Annotated in this window: 19 protein-coding genes; 11 read left to right on the forward strand and 8 right to left on the reverse strand. The window is 39.1% G+C overall.

Features of this window, described 5'->3' with window-relative positions; all coding sequences use genetic code 11:
* Nucleotides 1-477 precede the first annotated feature (477 nt).
* The 4 genes from V7K42_RS07265 (at nt 478) to V7K42_RS07280 (ending at nt 4701) form a co-directional block, all read left to right on the forward strand.
* The gene (locus V7K42_RS07265; RefSeq protein WP_334914864.1) at nt 478-1584 is read left to right on the forward strand and encodes a class I SAM-dependent methyltransferase; all 1107 of its coding nucleotides are present in this window, start codon (nt 478-480) and stop codon (nt 1582-1584) included.
* Between the two features lie 26 nt (nt 1585-1610).
* Complete coding sequence (locus tag V7K42_RS07270) at nt 1611-2399, forward strand: glycosyltransferase (RefSeq protein ID WP_334914866.1); 789 nt, start codon at nt 1611-1613, stop codon at nt 2397-2399.
* Between the two features lie 310 nt (nt 2400-2709).
* Complete coding sequence (locus V7K42_RS07275; protein ID WP_334914900.1) at nt 2710-3363, forward strand: glycosyltransferase family 2 protein; 654 nt, start codon at nt 2710-2712, stop codon at nt 3361-3363.
* An 18-nt stretch (nt 3364-3381) separates the two neighbouring features.
* Nucleotides 3382-4701: an ABC transporter substrate-binding protein gene (locus tag V7K42_RS07280; RefSeq protein WP_334914868.1), complete on the forward strand. Its 1320-nt coding sequence runs from the start codon at nt 3382-3384 to the stop codon at nt 4699-4701.
* 147 nt (nt 4702-4848) lie between these two features.
* On the opposite strand, the gene V7K42_RS07285 is transcribed toward V7K42_RS07280, so the two are convergent.
* On the reverse strand, nt 4849-5472 hold the full coding sequence (locus V7K42_RS07285) for a hypothetical protein (protein ID WP_334914870.1): 624 nt from the start codon (nt 5470-5472) through the stop codon (nt 4849-4851).
* 33 nt (nt 5473-5505) lie between these two features.
* Nucleotides 5506-6255, reverse strand: a complete 750-nt coding sequence (locus V7K42_RS07290) for a hypothetical protein (protein ID WP_334914872.1) — start codon at nt 6253-6255, stop codon at nt 5506-5508.
* Nucleotides 6256-7035: 780 nt separating this feature from the next.
* Between V7K42_RS07290 and V7K42_RS07295 the strand changes: the two genes are divergently transcribed.
* The 4 genes from V7K42_RS07295 (at nt 7036) to V7K42_RS07310 (ending at nt 12450) form a co-directional block, all read left to right on the forward strand.
* Nucleotides 7036-7719: an Npun_F0296 family exosortase-dependent surface protein gene (locus V7K42_RS07295; protein WP_334914874.1), complete on the forward strand. Its 684-nt coding sequence runs from the start codon at nt 7036-7038 to the stop codon at nt 7717-7719.
* Nucleotides 7720-7958: 239 nt separating this feature from the next.
* The gene (gene hemE / locus V7K42_RS07300; protein ID WP_334914876.1) at nt 7959-9020 is read left to right on the forward strand and encodes a uroporphyrinogen decarboxylase; all 1062 of its coding nucleotides are present in this window, start codon (nt 7959-7961) and stop codon (nt 9018-9020) included.
* 182 nt (nt 9021-9202) lie between these two features.
* Nucleotides 9203-10153, forward strand: a complete 951-nt coding sequence (locus V7K42_RS07305; RefSeq protein WP_334914877.1) for an NAD-dependent epimerase/dehydratase family protein — start codon at nt 9203-9205, stop codon at nt 10151-10153.
* Nucleotides 10154-11199: 1046 nt separating this feature from the next.
* The gene (locus V7K42_RS07310; protein ID WP_334914879.1) at nt 11200-12450 is read left to right on the forward strand and encodes a serine/threonine-protein kinase; all 1251 of its coding nucleotides are present in this window, start codon (nt 11200-11202) and stop codon (nt 12448-12450) included.
* A gap of 240 nt (nt 12451-12690) precedes the next feature.
* On the opposite strand, the gene V7K42_RS07315 is transcribed toward V7K42_RS07310, so the two are convergent.
* Nucleotides 12691-13611 carry a c-type heme family protein gene (locus V7K42_RS07315; RefSeq protein WP_334914881.1) on the reverse strand — a complete coding sequence of 307 codons (921 nt, stop codon included), beginning with the start codon at nt 13609-13611 and terminating at the stop codon, nt 12691-12693.
* Nucleotides 13612-13905: 294 nt separating this feature from the next.
* Here V7K42_RS07315 and V7K42_RS07320 point away from each other — a divergent pair, with 294 nt between their 5' ends.
* From V7K42_RS07320 to V7K42_RS07330, 3 genes are all read left to right on the forward strand, one after another.
* Complete coding sequence (locus V7K42_RS07320; RefSeq protein WP_334914883.1) at nt 13906-15801, forward strand: serine/threonine-protein kinase; 1896 nt, start codon at nt 13906-13908, stop codon at nt 15799-15801.
* Between the two features lie 305 nt (nt 15802-16106).
* On the forward strand, nt 16107-16625 hold the full coding sequence (locus V7K42_RS07325; RefSeq protein WP_334914885.1) for a DUF456 domain-containing protein: 519 nt from the start codon (nt 16107-16109) through the stop codon (nt 16623-16625).
* 429 nt (nt 16626-17054) lie between these two features.
* Entirely contained in the window at nt 17055-17687 is a 633-nt protein-coding gene (locus V7K42_RS07330; RefSeq protein WP_334914887.1) for a PEP-CTERM sorting domain-containing protein, read from the forward strand.
* 159 nt (nt 17688-17846) lie between these two features.
* Here V7K42_RS07330 and nblB read toward each other — a convergent pair whose 3' ends face one another.
* The 5 genes from nblB to V7K42_RS07355 all read right to left on the reverse strand — a co-directional run bounded on the left by nblB (nt 17847) and on the right by V7K42_RS07355 (nt 21675).
* A complete protein-coding gene (gene nblB, locus V7K42_RS07335) occupies nt 17847-18512 on the reverse strand; it encodes a phycobilisome degradation protein NblB (protein ID WP_334914889.1) in 666 nt (221 codons plus the stop codon).
* A 66-nt stretch (nt 18513-18578) separates the two neighbouring features.
* Nucleotides 18579-19043 (reverse strand): CBS domain-containing protein, encoded by a 465-nt coding sequence (locus tag V7K42_RS07340; protein ID WP_334886945.1) that lies wholly within the window; start codon nt 19041-19043, stop codon nt 18579-18581.
* A gap of 385 nt (nt 19044-19428) precedes the next feature.
* Entirely contained in the window at nt 19429-19863 is a 435-nt protein-coding gene (gene mutT / locus V7K42_RS07345; protein WP_334914891.1) for an 8-oxo-dGTP diphosphatase MutT, read from the reverse strand.
* 251 nt (nt 19864-20114) lie between these two features.
* On the reverse strand, nt 20115-20459 hold the full coding sequence (locus V7K42_RS07350) for a DUF760 domain-containing protein (protein ID WP_334886949.1): 345 nt from the start codon (nt 20457-20459) through the stop codon (nt 20115-20117).
* Nucleotides 20460-20718: 259 nt separating this feature from the next.
* Entirely contained in the window at nt 20719-21675 is a 957-nt protein-coding gene (locus V7K42_RS07355; protein WP_334914893.1) for an RNA polymerase sigma factor, RpoD/SigA family, read from the reverse strand.
* Between the last annotated feature and the right edge of the window lie 433 nt (nt 21676-22108).

Genomic DNA, 22108 nt, shown 5'->3' on the forward strand with positions numbered 1-22108 from the left:
TCCACTCACAGAATTTAGCTGTAACTTGAATCGAATTATTACCCCCCTTAATCCCCCCGATATATTGGTGGGAAACAATAAAATCCGGTTCCCTCCCCTTTATAAGGGGAGGGTTAGGGTGGGGTAGAGAAATATTTGACACATCAATCATGAATTTTAAAACATCCTCTGAGATCAACTCGAATATCCAAGCAAAGGTAATCGCCTCTAGTGATCCCCTGCGACAATTAGAGATATTTAGAGCATCGATTCAATAATTAAAAACCTAACCCTCTAGCCTTCTTATCTACTAGGGAAGGCGGAGTAAAACTCCGCTCTCCGAAACAGGGTAGGGTTGAGACAAGTTCTCACAGAATTACTGAATTAGTATTCTAAGCGTGGGTGAAAAGAAATGTGATGTCATTATAGATAAAATAAAAAATAGCTTATAATACCCAAATCATCCTCCTTATTAGAAAAAGTTGAGTTATTAATTCTATGCCAAAACAATATGTACCTAATGCCTTTTTAAAAGTTGAGGATTCACAGTTATATGCAATTTTTGCTTGGAGTCAGCAAACAGCAGAAATGATCCCGTCCAAATCATGGTTGGCAATACTGGAAATATTTATTCACGAACATTCGCTAGAGAAAGCTTACCAAATATTTCAAAAACTTAAATTAGAACCTATAGCAGAGAAAGTCATTCATGAGCTAGAAAAATATGAGCAGCTTCTTCAAAATGCTCTAATTTTTTTAGCAGATGGTAGCCTCACAATTTTTGGTAAAGGCTTTCGGAGTTTTATAGAAAAGGAAATGCAATATGAACTTGGTTTATTAAGTAGAGAAAATTATCAAGTATTGCTACAATTATTTTCCCAATATCAATTAAAAGATGACCTAAAATCTATTGAGAATATAGAAGACTTTCGTAAATTAGTAGAACACCTAGAAAATCTTGGTTTACTATCTCCTGCTACAGGTTCAATAGATTGGGGTGATTTAAAAAAAACAGTTCCTATTTGCCAAGCATTTGGATTGACAAGAGGGACACCCGTCGATAGATACTATCTCAGCAAATTCCTTAAAGAAATTCAAACCCAAATTGGTGGCAATATCTTAGAAATAGGAGGAACACCAAAAGATAAAGATTTCTATCAAATTAATCCAGGCACATCATATCAGATTCTCAACTTAGAACCAGGCCCAGGAGTAGATATAGTTGGGGATGTTCACGATGTCTCTGTTATCAAACCAGAATCTTTTGATTCAGTGATAATTTTTAACGTTTTAGAACATTGTTATGCCCCCTGGATAGCAGTAGAAAACATCCACACTTGGCTAAAACCTGGTGGAAAATGTTTTGCGATGGTACCAAGTGCCATTAGAGTTCATGCTACTCCCGTTGATTATTGGCGGCCTTTACCTGATGCTTTCGCCTGGATGTATAAAAATTTCTCACAACAGAAGTTGTATGTCTATGGCAACCCTAGCACTGTAATAGCCTCTTATCATGGAATAGCCGTAGAAGAACTGACATCTGAAGAACTAGACGCTTATCATCCAGATTATCCCGTTGCAACTTGTATTTTGGCTGAAAAGTAAATCTATGAGAAAAAATTAAATTATTTATGAAAATTCCTCTTGTTGCTTGGGGTTATATCCCTGAACCTCCTTTATCGCATTCTGTTTTAACTGTGATAAATGAGTATAAAAACTGTTTAGATAAAATTGGGCATCAAGTTGATATCTTAAATGAAAAAGATGTTAACAAAGCCATAGAATATATTAATAATAATTATGATTCTGTGCATTTACACGCCTACGGTTTTGTGAGCGAATTTAATCGAAACCTTAAACAGAAATATTGTTTCACCTGCCATGATGGTTATCTGTTTAAAACAGATAAATGGAACGAAGAATTTAGAGAAGCATACCAACATTATTTTAATGCACCTGGGATAATTGCCCTGTCTCATTTAACCAAAAAATTTTTCTTGAAATCAGGATATTCTGGATATATATCAGTGCAAGTGAATGGTATTGATACTCAGAAAATAAATTTTCAATCTCAAGGAAATAATAAAGCTATTTGTTTAGGTTGGATACAACCAAGAAAACAGCAGAAATTACTGGCAAAAATCATAGACAGAAATATTGAAATAGATTTTGTTGGCCCTTTAGATGATCCTGATTTTGTTGAAGGAACAACAACAAAACATTTAGGTGTATGGAGTTTAGAACAAGTTTATTCTTGTCTCACAAATTATAGCTGTTTAGTTTTAATTAGTGAAGGTGAAGTTGCGCCACTTGTGGTATTAGAAGCAATGGCAGCAGGTTTATGTATCGTTGTTTCTGAATCTGCTAGTGCAAATTTACATCAGAAAGAATTCATTAGGTTTTGCCAGATAATATTTTAAATGACACTAGACCAGAAGCTCAAAGAATTGTTATTGATACAATTAGAAAAATGATTGATAAAAACCAATATCATCGCAAAAATATTGTATAATACGTCAGAGAAAACTTTGATCTTAGTCTCATCGCTTATAATTATAATAATATAATGCATGAATTTATAAATTTACACAGTTAAGAAGTAATTTTTCAGCCTGTTAATAACTTTGTTTATGTAAGATTCAGTTTAGTATCCTCTTCTTAAGTGGTCTAAAAATCATACTTGATTATTTGGATTTTTGTGTGAACAATACGATTGATAATAATTTAACAATGGAAACTATAGTTTTTGATTTTACTCATGAAGTATCAATTATCCTATGTACCTATAATCGAGCAAAATATCTAAACAATTGTATTGATAGTGTGATTGCTCAAAGTTTTAACAACTGGGAACTGATTATAGTTGATGATGGCAGCCAAGATAATACATTTGAAGTTGTCAATCCTTATATTCAAGAATTTCAAAATATCCGGTATTTGAAACATCAAAACAGGAAGCTATGGTATGCTAAAAATGCTGGTATCCAGGCATCTTTCGGCAAATATATAACATTCCTGGATAGTGATGATGCGTACAAAGTCAATCACCTGGATGCTCGAATCGAATATATGAGAGCTAATCCAGAAATTGATTTGATTGAAGGTGGATTCGCAACAGAAGAAGAGGTTTTAGTTGCAGATTATTTTAAACCAGGTCAAACAATTAATCTTCGAGAATGTGTTTTAGGCCCAACATTTTTTGGTAAGAGACAGGTGTTTTTTGAGGTAAAAGGATTTAATAATATTGCCTACGGAGAGGATACAGACTTTTGGTATCGAGCAGCAAAAATATTCAGAACTGAAAAAATAAGCGAACCTCAAACTTATATTTATACAAGAGCAGAAACTAGTATTACCAAAAGTGTTTTAGAGAATATTTCTTAATTTGATTAACTACCTGATATGAAGAATATCATATTTATATCCCAAATAAGCCATTATTGTCGCCGATTTCTTGCTTCTATTTGGCAGATATTACTTCTAGGGATTGTCCTAAGTTCGTACTTAATACTTTTATCTGGTTGTCAGGGAATAACACAGAAGGACGACGGAGTAATTCATTTGACTTTATGGCAAGCAATCAATCCCCCGACTAATCGGGATGTGTTTGACAAACTGGTAGACAAATTTAATCAGACTCATCCTGATGTCCAGGTAGAATCTATCTTCTTAGCTCAACCTCAATTGCCAAAAATATTAACAGCAGTTGTGGGTAATGTGCCTCCAGATATCCTGGCATTCTACCCGCAAATTACAGGTCAGTTGGCAGATTTAAGAGCAATTATACCTTTAGAAGATTGGTTGGAAAAATTACCACTAAAGTCAGAAATTAGACCTAATCTACTTGAAGAATTGCAATTAGATCGTCATCTTTGGTCAGCCCCATTATATACGAGCAATATAGGTATTTTTTATAGACCTAAGCTTTTTGAAGCTGCGGGAATTACGCAAACGCCCAAAACTTGGGAAGAATTGAGGCAAGTCGCCAAAAAATTAACCATAGACCGCAACGGCGACAATCGACCAGAACAGTACGGAATTATACTGCCTTTGGGGAAGGGAGAATGGACAGTTTTTAGCTGGTTTCCTTTTTTATTGAGTGCCGGCGGAGAAGTACTAACAAATAACCGACCAGATTTAACAAATGCTGGAGCGCTGAAAGCTTTACAATTCTGGCAAGAGCTATTAAAAGATGGTTCAGCAATGCTTTCTTCTCCAGAACGGGGTTATGAAGAGGATGCTTTTATAGCGGGTCGTGTTGCTATGCAAATTACAGGCCCTTGGACTTATATAACTAAATCTAAGGTTGATTACGACGCATTTCCTATACCTGCAAATGTTGGCCAAGCTACAGTGACAGGTGGTGGAAATCTCTATGTGATGAAGACAACACCAGCTAGAGAAGAAGCCGCATTGAAGTTTTTAGAATATGTTTTGAGTGAAGAATTCCAAAAAGAATGGAGTATTGGAACCGGTTTTTTACCAATTAATTTTAAAGCTGCTCAAAGTGAAGCTTATCAGCAATTTATCAACCAAAAACCTTGGTTAAAAGTGTTTATGGAACAAATTCCCCTGGCTGGCGCTCGACCGATTATTCCCGGATATAGTCGTCTTTCTGACAGTCTTGGTCGAGCTATTGAGGCTACATTGCTGGGTGAGTCTCCCGAAAAGGCTCTCAAAACAGCGCAAGAGCGTTTGGAAACTATTTGGGATAGTAATTAAATGGGATTGGATAGGTTGTGGTATCTTCTGAAGTGCAGTGGCTTGAGAACATAATTAAGGTGTTGCATAACGGTGAGATGAATTGGCGCAAGCAGGGGAGTAATTTTGGAAGTTGCTAAATCATTCTGCAAATATGCAACACTATAATTAATTATTAGCATTGGTAAGAATTCCTACAAGTACTCGCACTAATTCTTCTAAACCTTCTGGAACACGATAAAGTTTGATATCTTGCATGACCAGTTTATCTTGCCGATAAAATATCCCAAATCGCCAATCTTCTCCATTTGTTACAGCACCATATAAGGTTGGGGTTTGAGAATTTGTCCATTGATCGAGTGCTATCAATTCAATTGCAAGTTGAGTAAACCCCCGGCTTAAATCAGATTGCTTGGCTTCAACTACTAACAGTGAATTGGAAGATGAAATATAGTAATCAAAACTTCCTTTGAGTTGTTCACTAACATTAATGGGGTACTCAATGTTCAGTTGAGTTTGCGTTTGGTCGCAAATTTCCAACAAAATAGGAGCAATTAAAACTTCACGTTTTGCAGCTTCGCTGATAGGGTTGACGCGAATAATATTGCGCCGTAAGTAACGCTGTAAAAATTCTAAATAGTCAATTACACCTGAATATTGTGGTAGTTGCAGCGATGTGCGTTCGTAACTACATCCCAGTTCCACTAAGATGTCTGCTGGGGCGTAGGGTAATTCAAAATACTTACTAAATGTATAACTTTGACCAGGTTGGAGAATGCGCGGACGAGTCATAAACATTAAAATTATGGAATATATCGACACAAGTCAGCGAGAAACTTCAGTTTTGTGATGTAAATTTCTTTTCAATGTACACAAACCAATTGCTGGTATGGCTCCCAAAATCATTGCTGTAAGTCCTTGCCCACTCCAATATAATATGGGAGTACGGTAGGTTTCTGGAATCAAATTTTGCACAATAAAAAGTAACCAAACCAAAATAGTGATTAAGAAGAAAGAGATTGAGGGTAAAAAATTCCACCACCAAATGCCTGGTGTATATCGCCTCAGTACCAGCCATTGGCAAAGCCCTAGCCAAATACCAGAAACTATATATGCGATCGCAGACAGAAACCCAAAAATAAAAGTTTGTTCAGGAGATAAAGTTTCATTTAATGATGAGGCTATAGATGAAATATAGTTAATCCAGGCTGTAGAAACACCGTTGGCAATCAGCCAACCGACGCTAGTCGCAAATATCCACTGCAAACCCGGTAAATATCGGTAAACGACAAGGGCTTGGTCAGCAGCGAAAATCACGGCAAATACAACGTTGCTGAGACTTCTAACTAAAATACTCCATGTTTGTGGCTGGAAAGAAATACTAGATGAGCTTTGGAGAATAATTTTCTCTAAGGCGATACTAGCAACACCACCCACAACCCATCCAATCAAGGTCATTAAGGTAAACTGAATAAAGAACCTTTGTCGCTGCGATCGCGGAATCAAAAACTTTCTTGGGTTAGGCTCGTTATTAGCAGATGCAACACCATCGGGACTGTTAGAGTCAGTTTGCATGTTAGGGAACTGGGGATTAGGGGCTGGGGATTGGGAAGTGAGGAAAATGGGGGAGAAATAATCAATGCCCAATTCCCAATTCCCAATTCAATATTGATTCTTGTTTTATCCTATTTCTCACTCGCCAGTCCCTATTTTCTATTATTATTTTCCACTTGCAATTTCCCAGTCCTCAAAGTGGGCATATTATGCCAATAATGGCAGTGCATTCTCAGTAGAGTCTTAACTAATCTCAGTAACCTATGCTTACAGCAGTTCTCGCTATTGTGAGGTACGTTCTTAGTCCTGAAAAACTAGAAAAGGCTAGAGGAGGTAGCGGGGAGGGGAGAAACTGTACTTCATACCAGCAGGAAGCGCTGTATTGCTAAAGGTTTAAGGGTCGCCCTTCGTAGGCATCGCTTTGAGTCTTGGAAACTAAACCAAATGATAAATGGTGGTTTTTTTGTTACTTCTTAACCTTGGTTGCGATCGAGACTAATTTAGATACCTTTATCTTGTTCCCTACAATTGCATAATAACCTTCACTTAATCTTTAAAGATATTTTAGTATATATACCGTATCTTTTCGGACTTAGAAAAATCAAAATAGTATCAACAAAGCATCCAGATAAACTTCCATCTCCAAGCTTGTTGTAACCAACAACAGTCATATAGAAACAAATAATAATCTTTGTGATTTTCTTCTACGTTGTTGGAGTCATGAAACCACTTTTTAATAGCTAGGTTTCAAGAAAAGTTCAGTCTTAATTGTCTTTGTGTTCTTCAAAATTTATTACTAGAATGCAGCAAAAATTATCCTTGGCTTTAGTAGCAACAACTGTTGTAGTTATAAATGCAAATCCAGCTAGTGCTGTGACTATGCAAGTCAACAGTGGCCCGTTTTCTAGCTACTCTGATGCCAAAACTGTCACCTTTGACGATGGCACAGCAAACGATCCTAATGGATTTGTTACTTACTCTAATATTACTAGTAACATTGTTCAAGGTAGTGTATCTGGTCAATACGCCTCACCTTATGGGGATAATACCAAATTTCTGACAATTTCTCCATCAGGTAGTAATGTCGCAGGCGACAGTGGTTTTGTCAATATTAACTTCAAAGAAGCTGTTAATTACTTCGGTTTTTATGCAGGTTCATTAGATAGTTACAACTATGTTGACATTTACAAAGGTAATCAGTTGTTAAAGACTTTTAGTGGTGCAGATGTGCCAACTGCAATAGCTGATGGTAGTTGGACTAGCTCTCAAGCTAATATGTTTGTCAATCTTGTAGCTGATACAGGAGAAACATTTGACCGAGTTGTGATGCGCTCAGATGGAATTGCTTTTGAAACAGATAACCACGCCTATAGACTAGCGAGCGTTCCCGAGTCTAATGCGGTGTTAGGTGTGTTAGCAATAGGTGCTTGTGGTATGACTTCACTATTTAGACGCTCACAACGGAAAGTGACAGTGAAAGTATAAATTGATCGGGATACCTGTTGAAAACCCTTGAGCAAATGTCTCTACGCCTAGCGTAGAGACATTTCTACTTGGCATTAATACTGTAGGAAAGCCAACCGAGCGCTTATATCCAAAATATTTTAAATATTATAAAATATTACTACTATGCGCTGTTACTCACCTTTTCCTGAGAACTTGCTGGAAAAGCGTAATCCCAGAATGATAAGCTAAACAGTGGCATAAATAGGATGAAGTAATAAATGGGTGTTTATTCAACGACTCCTCATCTCTTACGGGCTGCTCGTGGTGAAGTAGTAGATCGTCCCCCTGTATGGATGATGCGACAAGCGGGACGATATATGAAAGCATATCGAGACTTAAGAGAGAAGTATCCTTCGTTTCGCGATCGCTCGGAAATTCCAGATGTAGCAATTGAAGTTTCTTTGCAACCGTGGAAAGCCTTCCAACCAGATGGAGTAATTTTATTTTCTGATATTGTCACCCCATTACCTGGTTTGGGTATTGACATGGATATCGCCGAAGGTAAAGGGCCAATCATTCACTCGCCCCTCCGCACTAAAGAACAAATCGATCGTCTGCATCCCTTAGAACCAGAAGCAGCTTTACCATTTATCAAGACAATTTTGCAGGCGTTGCGTTCTGAAGTGGGCGATAAATCAACGGTGTTAGGCTTTGTGGGTGCGCCGTGGACGTTAGCAGCTTATGCGGTGGAAGGAAAAGGTTCTAAAACCTATTCCATCATCAAAAATATGGCATTCTCAGATCCGACGATATTGCATCAATTGTTAACTAAATTAGCAGATGCGATCGCCATCTATGCCCGCTACCAAATTGACTCTGGCGCTCAAGTTGTACAAATGTTCGATTCTTGGGCGGGTCAATTGAGTCCTCAAGATTATGACACCTTTGCTCTCCCCTATCAACAGCGAGTTTTTCAGCAAGTCAAGCAAACCCACCCCGATACACCTTTGATTCTGTTAGTTAGTGGTAGTGCGGGTGTGTTGGAAAGAATGGCACAATCTGGCGCTGATATTGTCAGTGTAGATTGGGCTGTGGATATGGCAGATGCACGAGCAAGATTAGGTAAGCAAGTCAAAGTTCAAGGAAATCTTGACCCAGGCGTGTTATTCGGCTCTAAACAGTTTATCCGCGATCGCATTCTCGATACCGTTCGCAAAGCTGGTAATTGGGGTCACATTCTCAATCTCGGTCATGGTGTCTTACCAGAAACTCCCGAAGAAAATGTCGCTTTCTTCTTTGAAACTGCAAAGGAACTGAATCTTGCAGGAGTTAAGAATTAGGAGTTATGAGTTATGAGTTATGAGTTAGGAGTTATGAGTTATTAAGTTATCAATTGTGAGGTGCAGAGTTATTTTTAACTCCTCACTTATAATTCCTAACTTAATTCATAACTTCTGATTCGGAACTTTTAACTTGATTTTTAACTCTTCATTTTTAACTCCTTACTTTTAAAAAATTTTCTATGAGCCAGAAACGGATTTTAGTGACTGGTGCAAGTGGTTGTGTAGGTCATTATTTAACAGAAGCCTTAATTAAGGAAACAGATCGCGAACTGTATCTACTAGTTAGGAACCCAAGTAAACTGCAAGTTGATACTAAGGCACGTTCAGGTATCAACGTTTTACAAGGTGATATGCAAAATATTCGCCAGTTTGCCGATTTGCTATCCACAATTGATACGGCGGTACTCACAGCCACAGCTTGGGGTGGTGATAATACATTTGATATTAATGTTGTCAAGACTATAGAGTTGCTCGAACTGCTAGATCCAGAACGTTGCCAGCAGGTGATTTATTTTTCGACAGCTAGCGTTTTGGATCGCAACAATCAACCATTAAAAGAAGCCGGGGAAATTGGGACAGATTACATCCGTTCTAAATATGAGTGCTTACATAAAAAAGAACAATTAGCGATCGCACCCAAAATTACCACAGTATTTCCCACTATAGTATTAGGCGGTGATGCAAATAAACCCTATTCTGCTGTCACATCTGGGATTACAGAAGTTACCAAATATATTAATTTGATTCGCTTTTTAGAAGCAGATGGTAGTTTTCACTTTATCCACGCACGAGATATTGCTACTGTCGTGCAATATTTAATCGATTGTCCTCCCGAAAACGATCAATCACGTCAACTTGTTTTAGGTCAAGCACCATTAACTGCTAATCAAGCAGTTAAACAGGTTTGTGCTTATCTGGGCAAAAAGATTTACTTTCGCATTCCTATATCCATAGTATTGGCTAATTTGATTATTGTTCTGTTCCGCATTCAAATGGCGGCTTGGGATAGGTTTTGCATGAACTATCGACATTTCACATATAAAAAATTCATTAATCCCGATAGTTTCGGCTTGCAAAATTACTGTGCAACTATGAATGATGTTTTAAAAATTAGTGGCGTTAAACGTTAGCCAGTAAGGTAGTTTGGCGTTGCTGAATCATGGGATGATTTCGCCTGATGCTGAACGAATTATTAATAGTTTCAGTCGCTAATTCATCCCGCATTTATGCAACGCTAAGAATCAGTGTACTGAAAACTTTGATAGCCAATGGCGAAGCAACTATAAGACTAGTATTTGATTTTTGAAATCTTACGGATGGTGCGTTACGACGTTCCGTCTAAGAGGATGTTTGAAAAGTCCTCTTCTGGGTAGCAAAACGTTCTAGATCCCCCTAAATCCCCCTTAAAAAGGGGGACTTGAATTCCGGTTCCCCCCTTTTTTAAGGGGGGTTAGGGGGGATCAGTTAGTGCCTAAAATCACAGCCAACCACTTTTCAAACATCCTCTAAGGGACTTCCAAGAAATAAATTACCCAAATGAAACGAACCACAGAGACACAGAGAATACAGAGGAATGAGGAGGAGAAAGTTTTATCCGTCAGTTTTTTGAGTATTTTTTTATTTGGAACTCCCTAACACACCCTACAAATACTTATATTTTTTCAAAAATAAAATATAATTCCTATATTTCATAACGATATTGACTCTCAGAAAGATTAATTTTTTAGAGCGATCGCCCATTCAGCACTTTAAATACATATAATATATCCTTCGGCAACTCTATAGCAACCTCAGTTTTCTGAAAAACCATGATGTCAGGCTATATCCTTACTGTTCCCAAAATCAGTGCCAGTTAGGTTACTAGGGGTAAAATGTGGTTCAGCTGCGAATCCAAAAGGTGATGCTCTAAACACTTGCAGATGTTACCGCAAACAGTGGTTATGTTCTGGCTGCTAAAATACGTAAGTATGAGTAGTCCGATCGGACTACCCAGATAGAAATTGTCTATTTGGTCACACAACGCCCTCAATAGATTGTAGAAAAGTGTATTTCCTTGTGTTGATAGTGGTGCTAACCTCAATTTTAGGGATGTTATCAGCCTTTATCTGCTAGAGTTTCCAACTTTCAGCAAACTAGATAATCTATCAACAATATAAATCGCTAGGAGTGCGATGAGATGTCACAGTCCCATACCACAAGACCAGAAATAGCATCTGGAACTCTAATCGATAACCGTTATATTATCCAAAAACTTCTGGGACAAGGAGGATTGGGGCGAACTTACTTGGCGTTTGACACTCGGCGATTTAATGAAGCTTGTGTTCTCAAGGAGTTTGCACCCATTGGCACAGGGGAAAGCGGACTGGAACAATATCGCAACTTATTTAAAAGAGAGGCCAAAATTCTTCATCAATTGCAACATCCTCAAATTCCCAAGTTTTTAGCTTGCTTTGAAGGAGATGGTCGGTTATTTCTGGTACAAGAGTATGTTGACGGTAAAACATATTCTAGGCTGTTGGGAGAACTTCAACGTGAAGGAAGAAATTTTTCTGAAGACGAAGTTATACAGTGGCTAAAGAATCTGCTACCTGTTTTGGAATATGTCCACCAGCACAACATCATCCATCGAGATATTTCTCCTGACAACATCATGTTACCTGATGGCAAGGATTTACCAGTGCTGATTGATTTCGGTGTCGGCAAGCAAATGACTGATATGAATGAAGGGAGAAGTTCTAACCATCAGGTAACGTTTGTTGGCAAAATGTCTCTTGTAGGCAAAGTGGGATATGCTCCTCGCGAACAGATTAGCTTGGGTTTATGTTCGCCCTCTAGTGACCTTTATGCTTTGGGGGTAACAGCTGTTGTACTGCTCACAGGTAGAGATCCATCTTTACTAATGGATCAATACTCACTTGAATGGAACTGGCGTTATTATACTTACGTTAGTGATGGGTTTGCTCAAGTACTTGATTGCATGTTGGCAGACAGACCTAACAAGCGATATCAAACAGCTAGAGAAGTTATTAACGATTTAGAGCGGATTGGAGAACCAGAAGTGCCAATGTCTCCTCCAATCATCCTTGATGATTTGCCTGCTACAGTATTTAATCCTGAATTCCAGGCTATGTCAGCAATATCGCAATCATACAACCAACCTGGAGAAATAATTTTTAGTTCACCTAATTTACCTTCTAATCCACAAATTGGGCAGATTGAACAACAACAACCTTCTTTACAACCAGCATTTATCAAACATTGTCAGCAAGGGTTAGCTTACCACATCGGGCCAATCGCAAATCTGATTATAGAAGAAATATTAGAAGAAAATCCTTATATTTTACCTGACCAATTTGTTGAACTCATAGCCAGAGAAATTCCTAACTTTCAAGCAGCTTTTGAATTCAAAAAAAGCTTATTTTCATAGATATTTATACCATTGTTAATTTAGAGATAATTTTGATTATTTAACTAAATTATGGTATGGCAATTTTAAGTAAAGAGAAACTCAACACAGCCAGTTTTGTCGGTTGGGCTAAATCTCCGTTATAAAACTTAATTACGAATGACGTTAACGTAGCGTAAAGCCTTATCGGCATGGCTTCGCTTAGAGCAAGTCTTCGTTCGCTTTTAGCGTCTCGTAGAGAGCGTCATTACGAATTACGAATTACAAATTATTTGAATCCCCTGTACCTCCCTGAGTACGTTTGATTCTTTTCATTGCCATTTCTAAACTTAACTGCATCCGTTTAAAGGCTTTAGCTAAATTACCGATTTCATCATTAGACATCTGCTCAAATTCAACTTCCATGTGTCCGGTACTAACTTCTTCAGCTATGCGAGTCATGCGTTTGAGAGGTATCACAACTTGTCGATTCAAGAACAAATTGACTAATAGGATAGTTGCGATAAATATAGCTGATACAATTAAAATAATTACTAAGGAAGACTGATTGGCTTTGCTAATGACATTATTCGCTGGTACTGATATAATTTGAGCGCCGACAATTTCATTCAGCTTCCACCCAAATCCATTAGCTGTGCCATAAAGAGTAATCATACTTTGAGGTGCTGCTTCAGGTACACTATGACACTTCAGACAGCTTTCTTCAGAAATTGGTAACGGACGAGCAATATAAAAGATATCCCCACCAGGAAGTGAGCGAAATCCACTCACTTCTTTAAGGTCTGATTTGCTTCTGAACCTTTCTACAACTTCCGTCTCAAAACCGTCAGCTTTATCCCGAAGATTTGTAGGATTGAGAGTTGCTTCTTTATAAAAGAAATCACGGTAATCTGCTGTTTTCCGTAAAATCTCAAAGACCTCCCGTGCTGAGTATGCAGGTACGCTTTGTGGCAAAAACTCAGTAGCTAATTTATCGGCTAGCTCTGGATTTACTTGAGTACTGGTGTATTTACGAACAGAACTCATAGTTTGCATAAGCATAAGAGCTGTTGAGCTAATATCTTGTTTAGCATTCTCCCTGAGCAGAGAAGAAAGAGCAAATCCACTCAAGCTCAAACCGAATGTCAGAATTACCAGCAGCAGAATTGTAAACTTTTGTTTCAGCTTCAGATTCTTTAGCATAATTACAGATTACCTACAAGTCAAATTATTATGAACAAATATCGTGAAAGTCATCGTTTACTTTATCATGAACAATCAACTCTCATATTTGGTTGTAAAGGCATAGTTTAGCTAAAACTATTAGGGTATACCCAACTTTATACTATTAGTAATTATTGAGGTTAATGAAAATGTTCTCTAAGTAACTAAGTTCCAAAAAGCTACAACAGCAATTCAAATGGAATTCCCAAAAGTTCCAATTGGCTGTTTTGATCCTATGCCAAAATAAATACCAGCAATTGTCAAATATTACTAATGGTGTGGAATGCAGGAAAGTCTTTATTCGGGGGACGCTACATTATTGAAAGCCAACTAGGTGAAGGCGGAATTGGCATTACTTACCTTGCCATAAATCAACGGAATCAACTGCGAGTGATTAAAACTCTCAAAGAAGAAATCCTAAACCACCCCGCTTGGATACTCCACCGAAACAAATTACGGCAAGACTTCCGTGATGAAGCAGTTAGGCTGGCTGTGTGTCATCATCCTCATATAGTACAGATAGAAACCATCTTCGATGATGGAAATCTGCCTTGTATGGTGATGGAGTACATCGAAGGCGAAGACTTAGGACAGTACCTAAGACGGCTTGGGGTGCTGTCAGAAGCAGAAGCGCTGCTCTACATCCGACAAATTGGCGATGCTTTGACACTAATCCATTCTAAAGGACTGCTGCATCGGGATCTCAAACCACGCAACATTATGATCCGCATTGATAAATCAGAAGCAGTGCTGATAGACTTTGGTATTGCTAGAGAATTTATTCCCAATGCAATCCAAAGACACACAGTGTATCGCACTCCTGGTTTTGCCCCACCTGAGCAGTATGAATCGGAAGCACCACGAGGAGAATATATTGATATCTACGCCTTAGCCGCTACTTTGTATAATTTGCTTACCGCAGTGATACCAACGAGCGCAGATGATAGACGACACAATATTAATTTAGAACCACCGCAATATTTTAATCCCAATATTAGCAATAGAGTAAATCAAGCTATTATGTGCGGTATGGATTTGGAGTCAACCTATCGTCCCCAGTCTGTACAGGAGTGGTTGGATTTATTAGGCCCCGATCCTGGGACAATTGTAACACCAGAAACATCTACTCTAGTGATAACGCCTAGAGTAAAATTACCTCCACCTGTTGTATTAGATCGGCAGAACTGGCAATGCGTACAGACCCTCAAAGGTCATTCTAGTATGGTTCATGCGATCGCCATTAGCTCAGACGGACAATTGATTGCTAGTGGTAGTAATGACCATACAATTAAACTTTGGCAACTGGGTACTGGCAAGCTAGTGCGTCAAATGGGTCGTTGGTCTTCTGGTCATTCTAGTATGGTTCATTCCGTCGCCTTTAGCCCAATCTCACCAAAGCTTTCTTATCAAGGGGAATCAGGCAAAGCTGCGAGAACCACAGACCATAACTGGGGAATCTTGGCTAGTGGTAGTTGGGATAATACGATCAAATTTTGGGATGTAAATACAGGCAAAGAAATTCGCACTCTCCTTGGTCATACCAACTGGGTAAATTCCGTTGCCTTTAGTCCAGATGGCAAACTTCTAGCTAGTGGTAGTGCTGACTGCACAATTAAACTATGGCAAGTCAACACTGGGATAGAAATCCAAACTCTCACAGGTCATTCCGACTCAGTTTCGTCAATCGCTTATTCTCCGAGAACAGCTACAACGTCGAACAACCAGGATAGACAGCTTGTGGCTAGTGGCAGTAATGACTACACCATCAAGCTGTGGCAAGTATACACGGGCAGAAATATCTACACACTTACAGGTCATTCCTTCTTCATTAACTGTATCGCCTTCAGCCACGATGGAGAAACGCTCGCTAGTGGCAGTGGTGATAACACAATTAAATTGTGGCATGTAAATACAGGCAGAGAAATTCGCACTCTCATTGGTCATTCTGATTCAGTTTGGTCAATTGCCTTTAGCCAGGATAGGCAATTTATCGCTAGTGGCAGTTGGGACAACACTATCAAACTGTGGCATTTACACAGTGGTAGAGAAATCAGCACACTTACAGGACATTCCAGCTATGTTCGATGTGTCGCCTTCAGTCCTGATGGACAAACCCTAGTTAGCGGTAGCGATGATGATACTATCAAGATTTGGCGAAGGGGGAAATGAAGAAGTAGGGGAAGATAAGAGAGCAAAATTTTCCTCATCTACCTTATCCCCCTCTACATCTTCTAACCTGACGATAGAACTGCGATCGCCCCAAAACGCTATTTTAAATTAGTATAAATATTTAAGTAATTAGTTTAATTATTATTACTTCGTTATTTAAAGTATAGATAAATACCTGTATTTAACTGATTCATTCCCCATTTATGCAATGCCCATATTTGCTTCCAGTGAAATCTAAGCATTGATCGCTATCTTGCCCAGATAGAATATAAACTAGGGGCGCTTAGAAATTTAGAAATTTATCTATGCAAATTATTTATTGGCTGTTAATTGCCGTAATGCTTGTGGGTATCATCGGTGCAGTAGTTCCAGCCATTCCTGGTAGCAGCTTAATTCTAATTGCAATTATCGTCTGGGGAATCGTTAGTAGTTCCTTCACAGCTATCAAAATTCCCCTAATTGTGACAATTATTGTTTTGCTCCTTAGTGTAGGAGTAGATTTTTTAGCTAGCTATGTAGGAGCAAGACAAGCTGGAGCTAGCAAGTGGGGGCAAATTGGCGCAATTGTCGGTTTAGTGGTGGGATTTTTGGGACTATTGCCAACTTTGCCGTTTGGAGGGCCACTGTTAGGAATTTTACTAGGCCCGCTTTTGGGAGCAATTATTGGCGAGTATATTTACCGACGTGAATTTAGGTTGGCAGTTAAAGCAGGTATAGGAATTGTAGTCGGATCTTTGGTAGGAAATTTGATTCAAGGATTGTTAGCGATCGCTGCGGTTGTAGTTTTTGTTGTGACAACTTGGCCGCAGGTGTTTGGTTCTTAACATGATTAAGGTAAGACGGAAAAATTAATTACATCTTGCCTTAAGTGTACATAATTAGTTCAAAATCAAATCAGATTCCTATACATAAGTATAAGTGCGATCGCTACATTAATGCAAACTTCAGGGAAAATCTGCTTTGTTTCAAGGTTCTGCCTTCACACACAGCCCCTTTTCAACTCTATGGGATGAAAAAGATACGAAGACTAGTTATACAAGCAATTAAAATTTTATGAAGAGGACACATTAATTAAAGATGTGATGAGGACAACTAAGTAAATATTGCGTACCTGGGATATATGTGATTTTATGGAGATAAGAAATACATCACGCAAGTTTCACTTTCACTGACAGTGTTTTTCCATAAATTACTCAGATTAAAAGTAAAGCAATTGCCTGATTTAAGGTTATTACTAGGAGCCTCAAACAACAATGATTAATTTTAAATCTACATTACTAAATGCAACTTTAGCTGTTGCTGCTGCACTCCCCTTAGCTACTGCGGGATTGTTTACCTCTGCTGGATCTGCTCAAGCATACACTGGTAGTTTTAACTACAGCACTTCCGATAGAAACCCTTCTGATGAACCAACTCTGTCTACTCTTAGCAAAAACTCTGTAAACTTTGTTCCTAATCCCGGAGCAATTTTACTTACAGACCGGACAGGAGATTTTGTATCTAATTCTAGAGGTTTTATCAAAAGCTTTCAAACAAATCCATTTATTTCACCTTCCGAGTTTATTGATGTTGGTGCTTTAGACGGAATAAAGCTGCTTAGTTTGACCAGTCTTGCTCCAGCAATATTTGCATCAGGAAATGCAGGAATAGATATAACCTTGAATTTCGAGGGACTGTTTGAAGACGGAAGTAAAGCAACAGGACATTTCGTTTTTATTACTCAAAATACTGCCGCAAAAACAACTTACGATAATGGTGGAACAATTTCTGGAAGTTTCACAGGTCTTGCAGTAACTACAGTTCCTGAACCTGCTGCATTACTAGGCTTAGGTGCTGTAGGTGCTGTAATGGCTACGTCTCGCCGTCGCAAAAGTTTCGCTCAATAGACCTATCCCAAATATAAAAAAGTTACTTTTAAAAACTAAAAGTAACTCTAATTTATCAATTCGATCTGGCTGGAATGCACAATTTTCTCAACCAGGTCGATTTTTTTATTCTGTCAGACAAATCTATTTAAGGATGAATTTTCTTAACCTAAGATAGACTTAAGCTGATTGCAAAGAATTTTTGGCTTCAGTTGCGATCGCTTCTACTTCATCATCAGCCAGAGTTTTTAATATAGATTTAGCCTCTGCACTACCCAAACGAGCCAAGGCTTGTACAAGTCTGTAACGAATTTGCCAATCTGCATTGGTAGCATAGGGTGCCAACAGGGGAACTGCTTGTAAATCTCCTAAGTCACCCAAAGAACTAATAGCAGCAGTTTGCACTAATTCGTTTTCTGATGAAAGCGCTTCTTTGAGCAATTCAAAGGCTCGTGGATCGCCCAACTCTCCTAATGTAGCAATTATGCTGAATTGTATTAGCCATTCACCGGTTGTATGATAAAGTCGCTGCAAATCTTCAAAAGCTTCACTTAACTTGAGAGCGCCTAAGCAGTCTGCTGCTGCTGCTTGTACATCTACTTCAGAGTCATTAAGCAAGCGATCGCGCAAGATATCCAAGGATAATTGTAAATCTTGTGTTCCGAGTGTATCCATTTGACTCACTGCTGAGTAACGGACACGGGAATTGCGATCGCTAATGGCAGTTTGAATCAATTCAAAGCCAACCGCAGGTTCCAGTTGACGAATTTGATTAACTGCACGTAAGCGATCGCCTAAATCCTCAGAACTGAGCAATTGCTTAACAGACTCCGAAGTAATACTCATTTAGTTATCCTTGATTTTCAAAGGTGTAAAAAAGACAGACACGATTAATCGCGTCTCTACTTTTAATTAATCTTGACTTGCTGCCATTGCTCGAATAATATCACCACGAGTGAGGATACCAATTACTCGATCTGCGCCCTCAATTACTGGCAAGCGGTGAACGCTGCGATCGTGCATGATTGTAGCTGCTTGTTTTAAAGTTTTATCAGGGGAAATAGCGATCGGGTTTTTACTCATTACCTCCCCAACGGTTTGCCCTAGTGCCTTATGCAAGTCACGTTCATACGTAGCAGGATTTTTTAAATAGATAACGCTATCAAGAAACATAATGTACGCAGGTGGAGTAACACCAGTTTCTTGCCACATCAAATCGGTTTCTGAGATAATGCCCACCAATTTCCCGACATCATCCACAACAGGTAGTCCACTGATGTGGCGTTCTGCGAGAATTTGGATAGCTTCCTTCAGTGGAGTTTCCGCGTAGACGACAATAGGATCGCGGCTCATCACATCGGCAACGGTTTTAGGCATTTATTTCCTGATACCTTTAATCAAAGTCTCTGCGCCTATTGTAGAAAATTGCGGGACTCAACCTGATGCAATTAATAGATTGTTACGGTATTAGGTATTTGAGTATTAAAAAACTCTTTCCTAGTCACCAGTCCCCAGTCCCCAGTCACCAGTCCCCAGTTCCCAGGGGAGCAATACGATTTTGTGAGGTGAGTAAGCAGGGGAGGCAGGGGAGGCAGGGGAGGCAAGGGGAGAGAAATAATTCAAGTATATTTTTTAGTTTTTTAGTAGTAAAAAATACTAAAGTTTTTTCTTTACTCCCCCTGCTCCCCCTGCCTCCCCTGCTCCCCCTGCTCATTAGATGATGATCTCACTTTTTCGCGTTGCTCCCGTTCCCAGCCCCCAGTTACCAGTCCCCAGTCACCAGTCCCCGATCCCTTTTCAAAGCAGCAATAATTTGAGTATTTGCTTTCGGAAAAGTAAACTGCTCCAGTTCTTCCAAAGTTACCCAGCGAATTTCATCGGATTCCAAAGCTTGGGGAACACCTGTAATATGGCGGCAGTGATGTACTGTGAGAGTAACGCGCAAGTCTGTATAGCTGTGGTCAATAGTAATCAGATGTTCTCCTACTTCAATTACTATTCCCAGTTCTTCGGAAATTTCCCGTTTAATACACTCTTGGATAGTTTCACCAGGCTCAATTTTACCACCAGGAAATTCCCATAAACCACCCATTGCTCCTTCTGGACGACGGCGATCGATTAAAATTTGCTCTTGGCTGTTCCAAATTACTGCAACACCAATGATTTTATGGGGTGGGAAAGAACTGGTTTCACTCATAATTGATTGACAAGAGGGAGAGATGATTAATAACAAAACTCGGCAGACTAGTTTTAACTCTGCCGAGTTTTGATTTTTTAAATTTCAACCTTAATGCATCACAGTTTGGGATATTTTAAAAAAGTTTAGCTGATAATGATTGGGAATTAGCAGCAAGGATTTCGCAGAGGCTTATTTTCAATTTCTATCATCGTGACTGTGACTAAGCTATCAGCCCAACAACAATATAAAATTTTCTAAATTTTACATTTCTAGTCAACTTCGCTATTGTTAGTTTCAGTCCCTTCCAGGGCGAGTTCAAAATTCATTCTCTGTTCAGCATTACGCAAGAAATATCCACTAATCATAGCAGAAGCCAGAAGCCGACCTAGACTTTCCCGACTGGTGCTTACGGTGATGCCAAAGTGTTCTGAAGGTAGATTACCCAATAGTCCTGTAATATTCCGTTCCATCACCTGAAATACTTCAGCGGATGTAGGTTTAGATAGCTGCGTAACTGTCTCTGGACTCAAAGATTTAACGTATTGCCATAGTAAATCGTTAGTTTCTGATTCGCTATTGAAAAATTCTGAGACACGATTGGATGGGTTACTCATTTTTTAGCTCCTTAACTACCACTACTGGCTGCGGTGCTTGTGATTTAAATATGAAATGCCTATTTTGGATTTGACTTAGCTAGCTATTTTGTCTTCCTGTCAACTAATGTAACAGTCTAGCTATCTGGTGGAAGTAGGTGTAACCGTACCAAAGTCAGCGTATTTTCTCACCCTAACAAATAAAGTAAGGAGTGAGAAGTTAATTCCTAACTCCTCACTCCTCATTTCTAACTCCCCATTCTTAACTCCTAACCTTCCCCTAACTTGCCAAATATTCACCCATATTGGCTTTAGACTTGCGAAGTTTGGTTAAAGCTTCGCGCTCAATTTGCCGGACTCGTTCGCGGCTGATATTCAGTATTTCACCAATTTTAGCCAGAGTTAGCGCTTGCCCATCAGTTAAACCAAAACGTAGCGTGATTACTTCTCTCTGTTGTGGAGTGAGATCGCCCATCAGGCGATCTAAGTCATAAGATAGGGAAGATTGCATGACAAACTCTTCTGGAGATGCTCCTGGATCTTCCAGCATTTCTCCCAGTTCGGTGTCATAATTATCACCCAACCGTAAATCCAAGGAAAGAGGCAACCGCGCCTTTTCTAAATATTCTCGTACTTGTTTGGGGGTTAATTCTAATTCTTGAGCTAGTTCGCCAGCTGTTGGAGCGCGTCCCAATTTTTGAGACAATTGGCGCTGTGCCTTTTTAATTTTATTTAATTTTTCAGTGATATGGATTGGCAACCGAATGGTACGAGCTTTTTCGGCTATGGCACGAGTTATTGCTTGCCGAATCCACCAATAGGCATAGGTAGAAAATCTGTACCCTTTGGTAGGATCAAACTTTTCTACGCCCCGTTGCATACCAATACTACCTTCTTGGATCAAATCCAGTAAATCGACGTTGCGCTTGATGTACTTTTTGGCAACGGAGACTACCAGCCGCAAATTGGCCTCTACCATCTTACGCTTGGCAATTTCACCATCAGCGATCGCTTCATTCAATTCTGCTGGTTCTAACTTCGTCACTTTCGCCCACTCTTCTAAAGTCGGTTGACGATCTAACTGGGTGGCAAGAGATTCTCTTGATTCGTGCAAAGTACAAGAACGTTGCACCTGTTTACCATAAAAAATCTCTTCCTCGTGGGTTAAGAGTGGCACACGGCCAATCTCACGCAGGTAAGTCCGCACGAGGTCTGTGGCTGTCTGAGCGGTCTTCATGGCGCTACTCTTTTGTAATGATGGGTTTGGCGGTAGGGTCATTAAGGGATAGATGCTTTGGTAGGGTGCTACCCAGTCAGACTGGGAACCTATATATGGTTTGCAATTTACGCGCCCGAGAAACTCGGCTGCTCATAATAATCAAATTTAGGCTTCTTAACTGCTAAAAGTTACAGTTATTTCCTACTTTCCACAAGTATCTACAGTTAGATAAAAGGTAGCTTATTAAACATTTTTTTCTTGAAGTCTTATTAACAATTGTAACATTTATGAGAATGTTTTGGCTATATAGCGACATTAAATTTCCTGGTTGTTCCAGTTCGTGCAATATCGCCCTCTTTCTTAAGGCTGACTAGAAGTCAATTTCTGAAATTATCTGATTAACATAAGCTTCCTCATATTTGTTAAGATATCTCTAATGAGAACTATAGTC

It is taken from the genome of Nostoc sp., from assembly GCF_036917455.1.
GTDB lineage: Bacteria > Cyanobacteriota > Cyanobacteriia > Cyanobacteriales > Nostocaceae > Nostoc.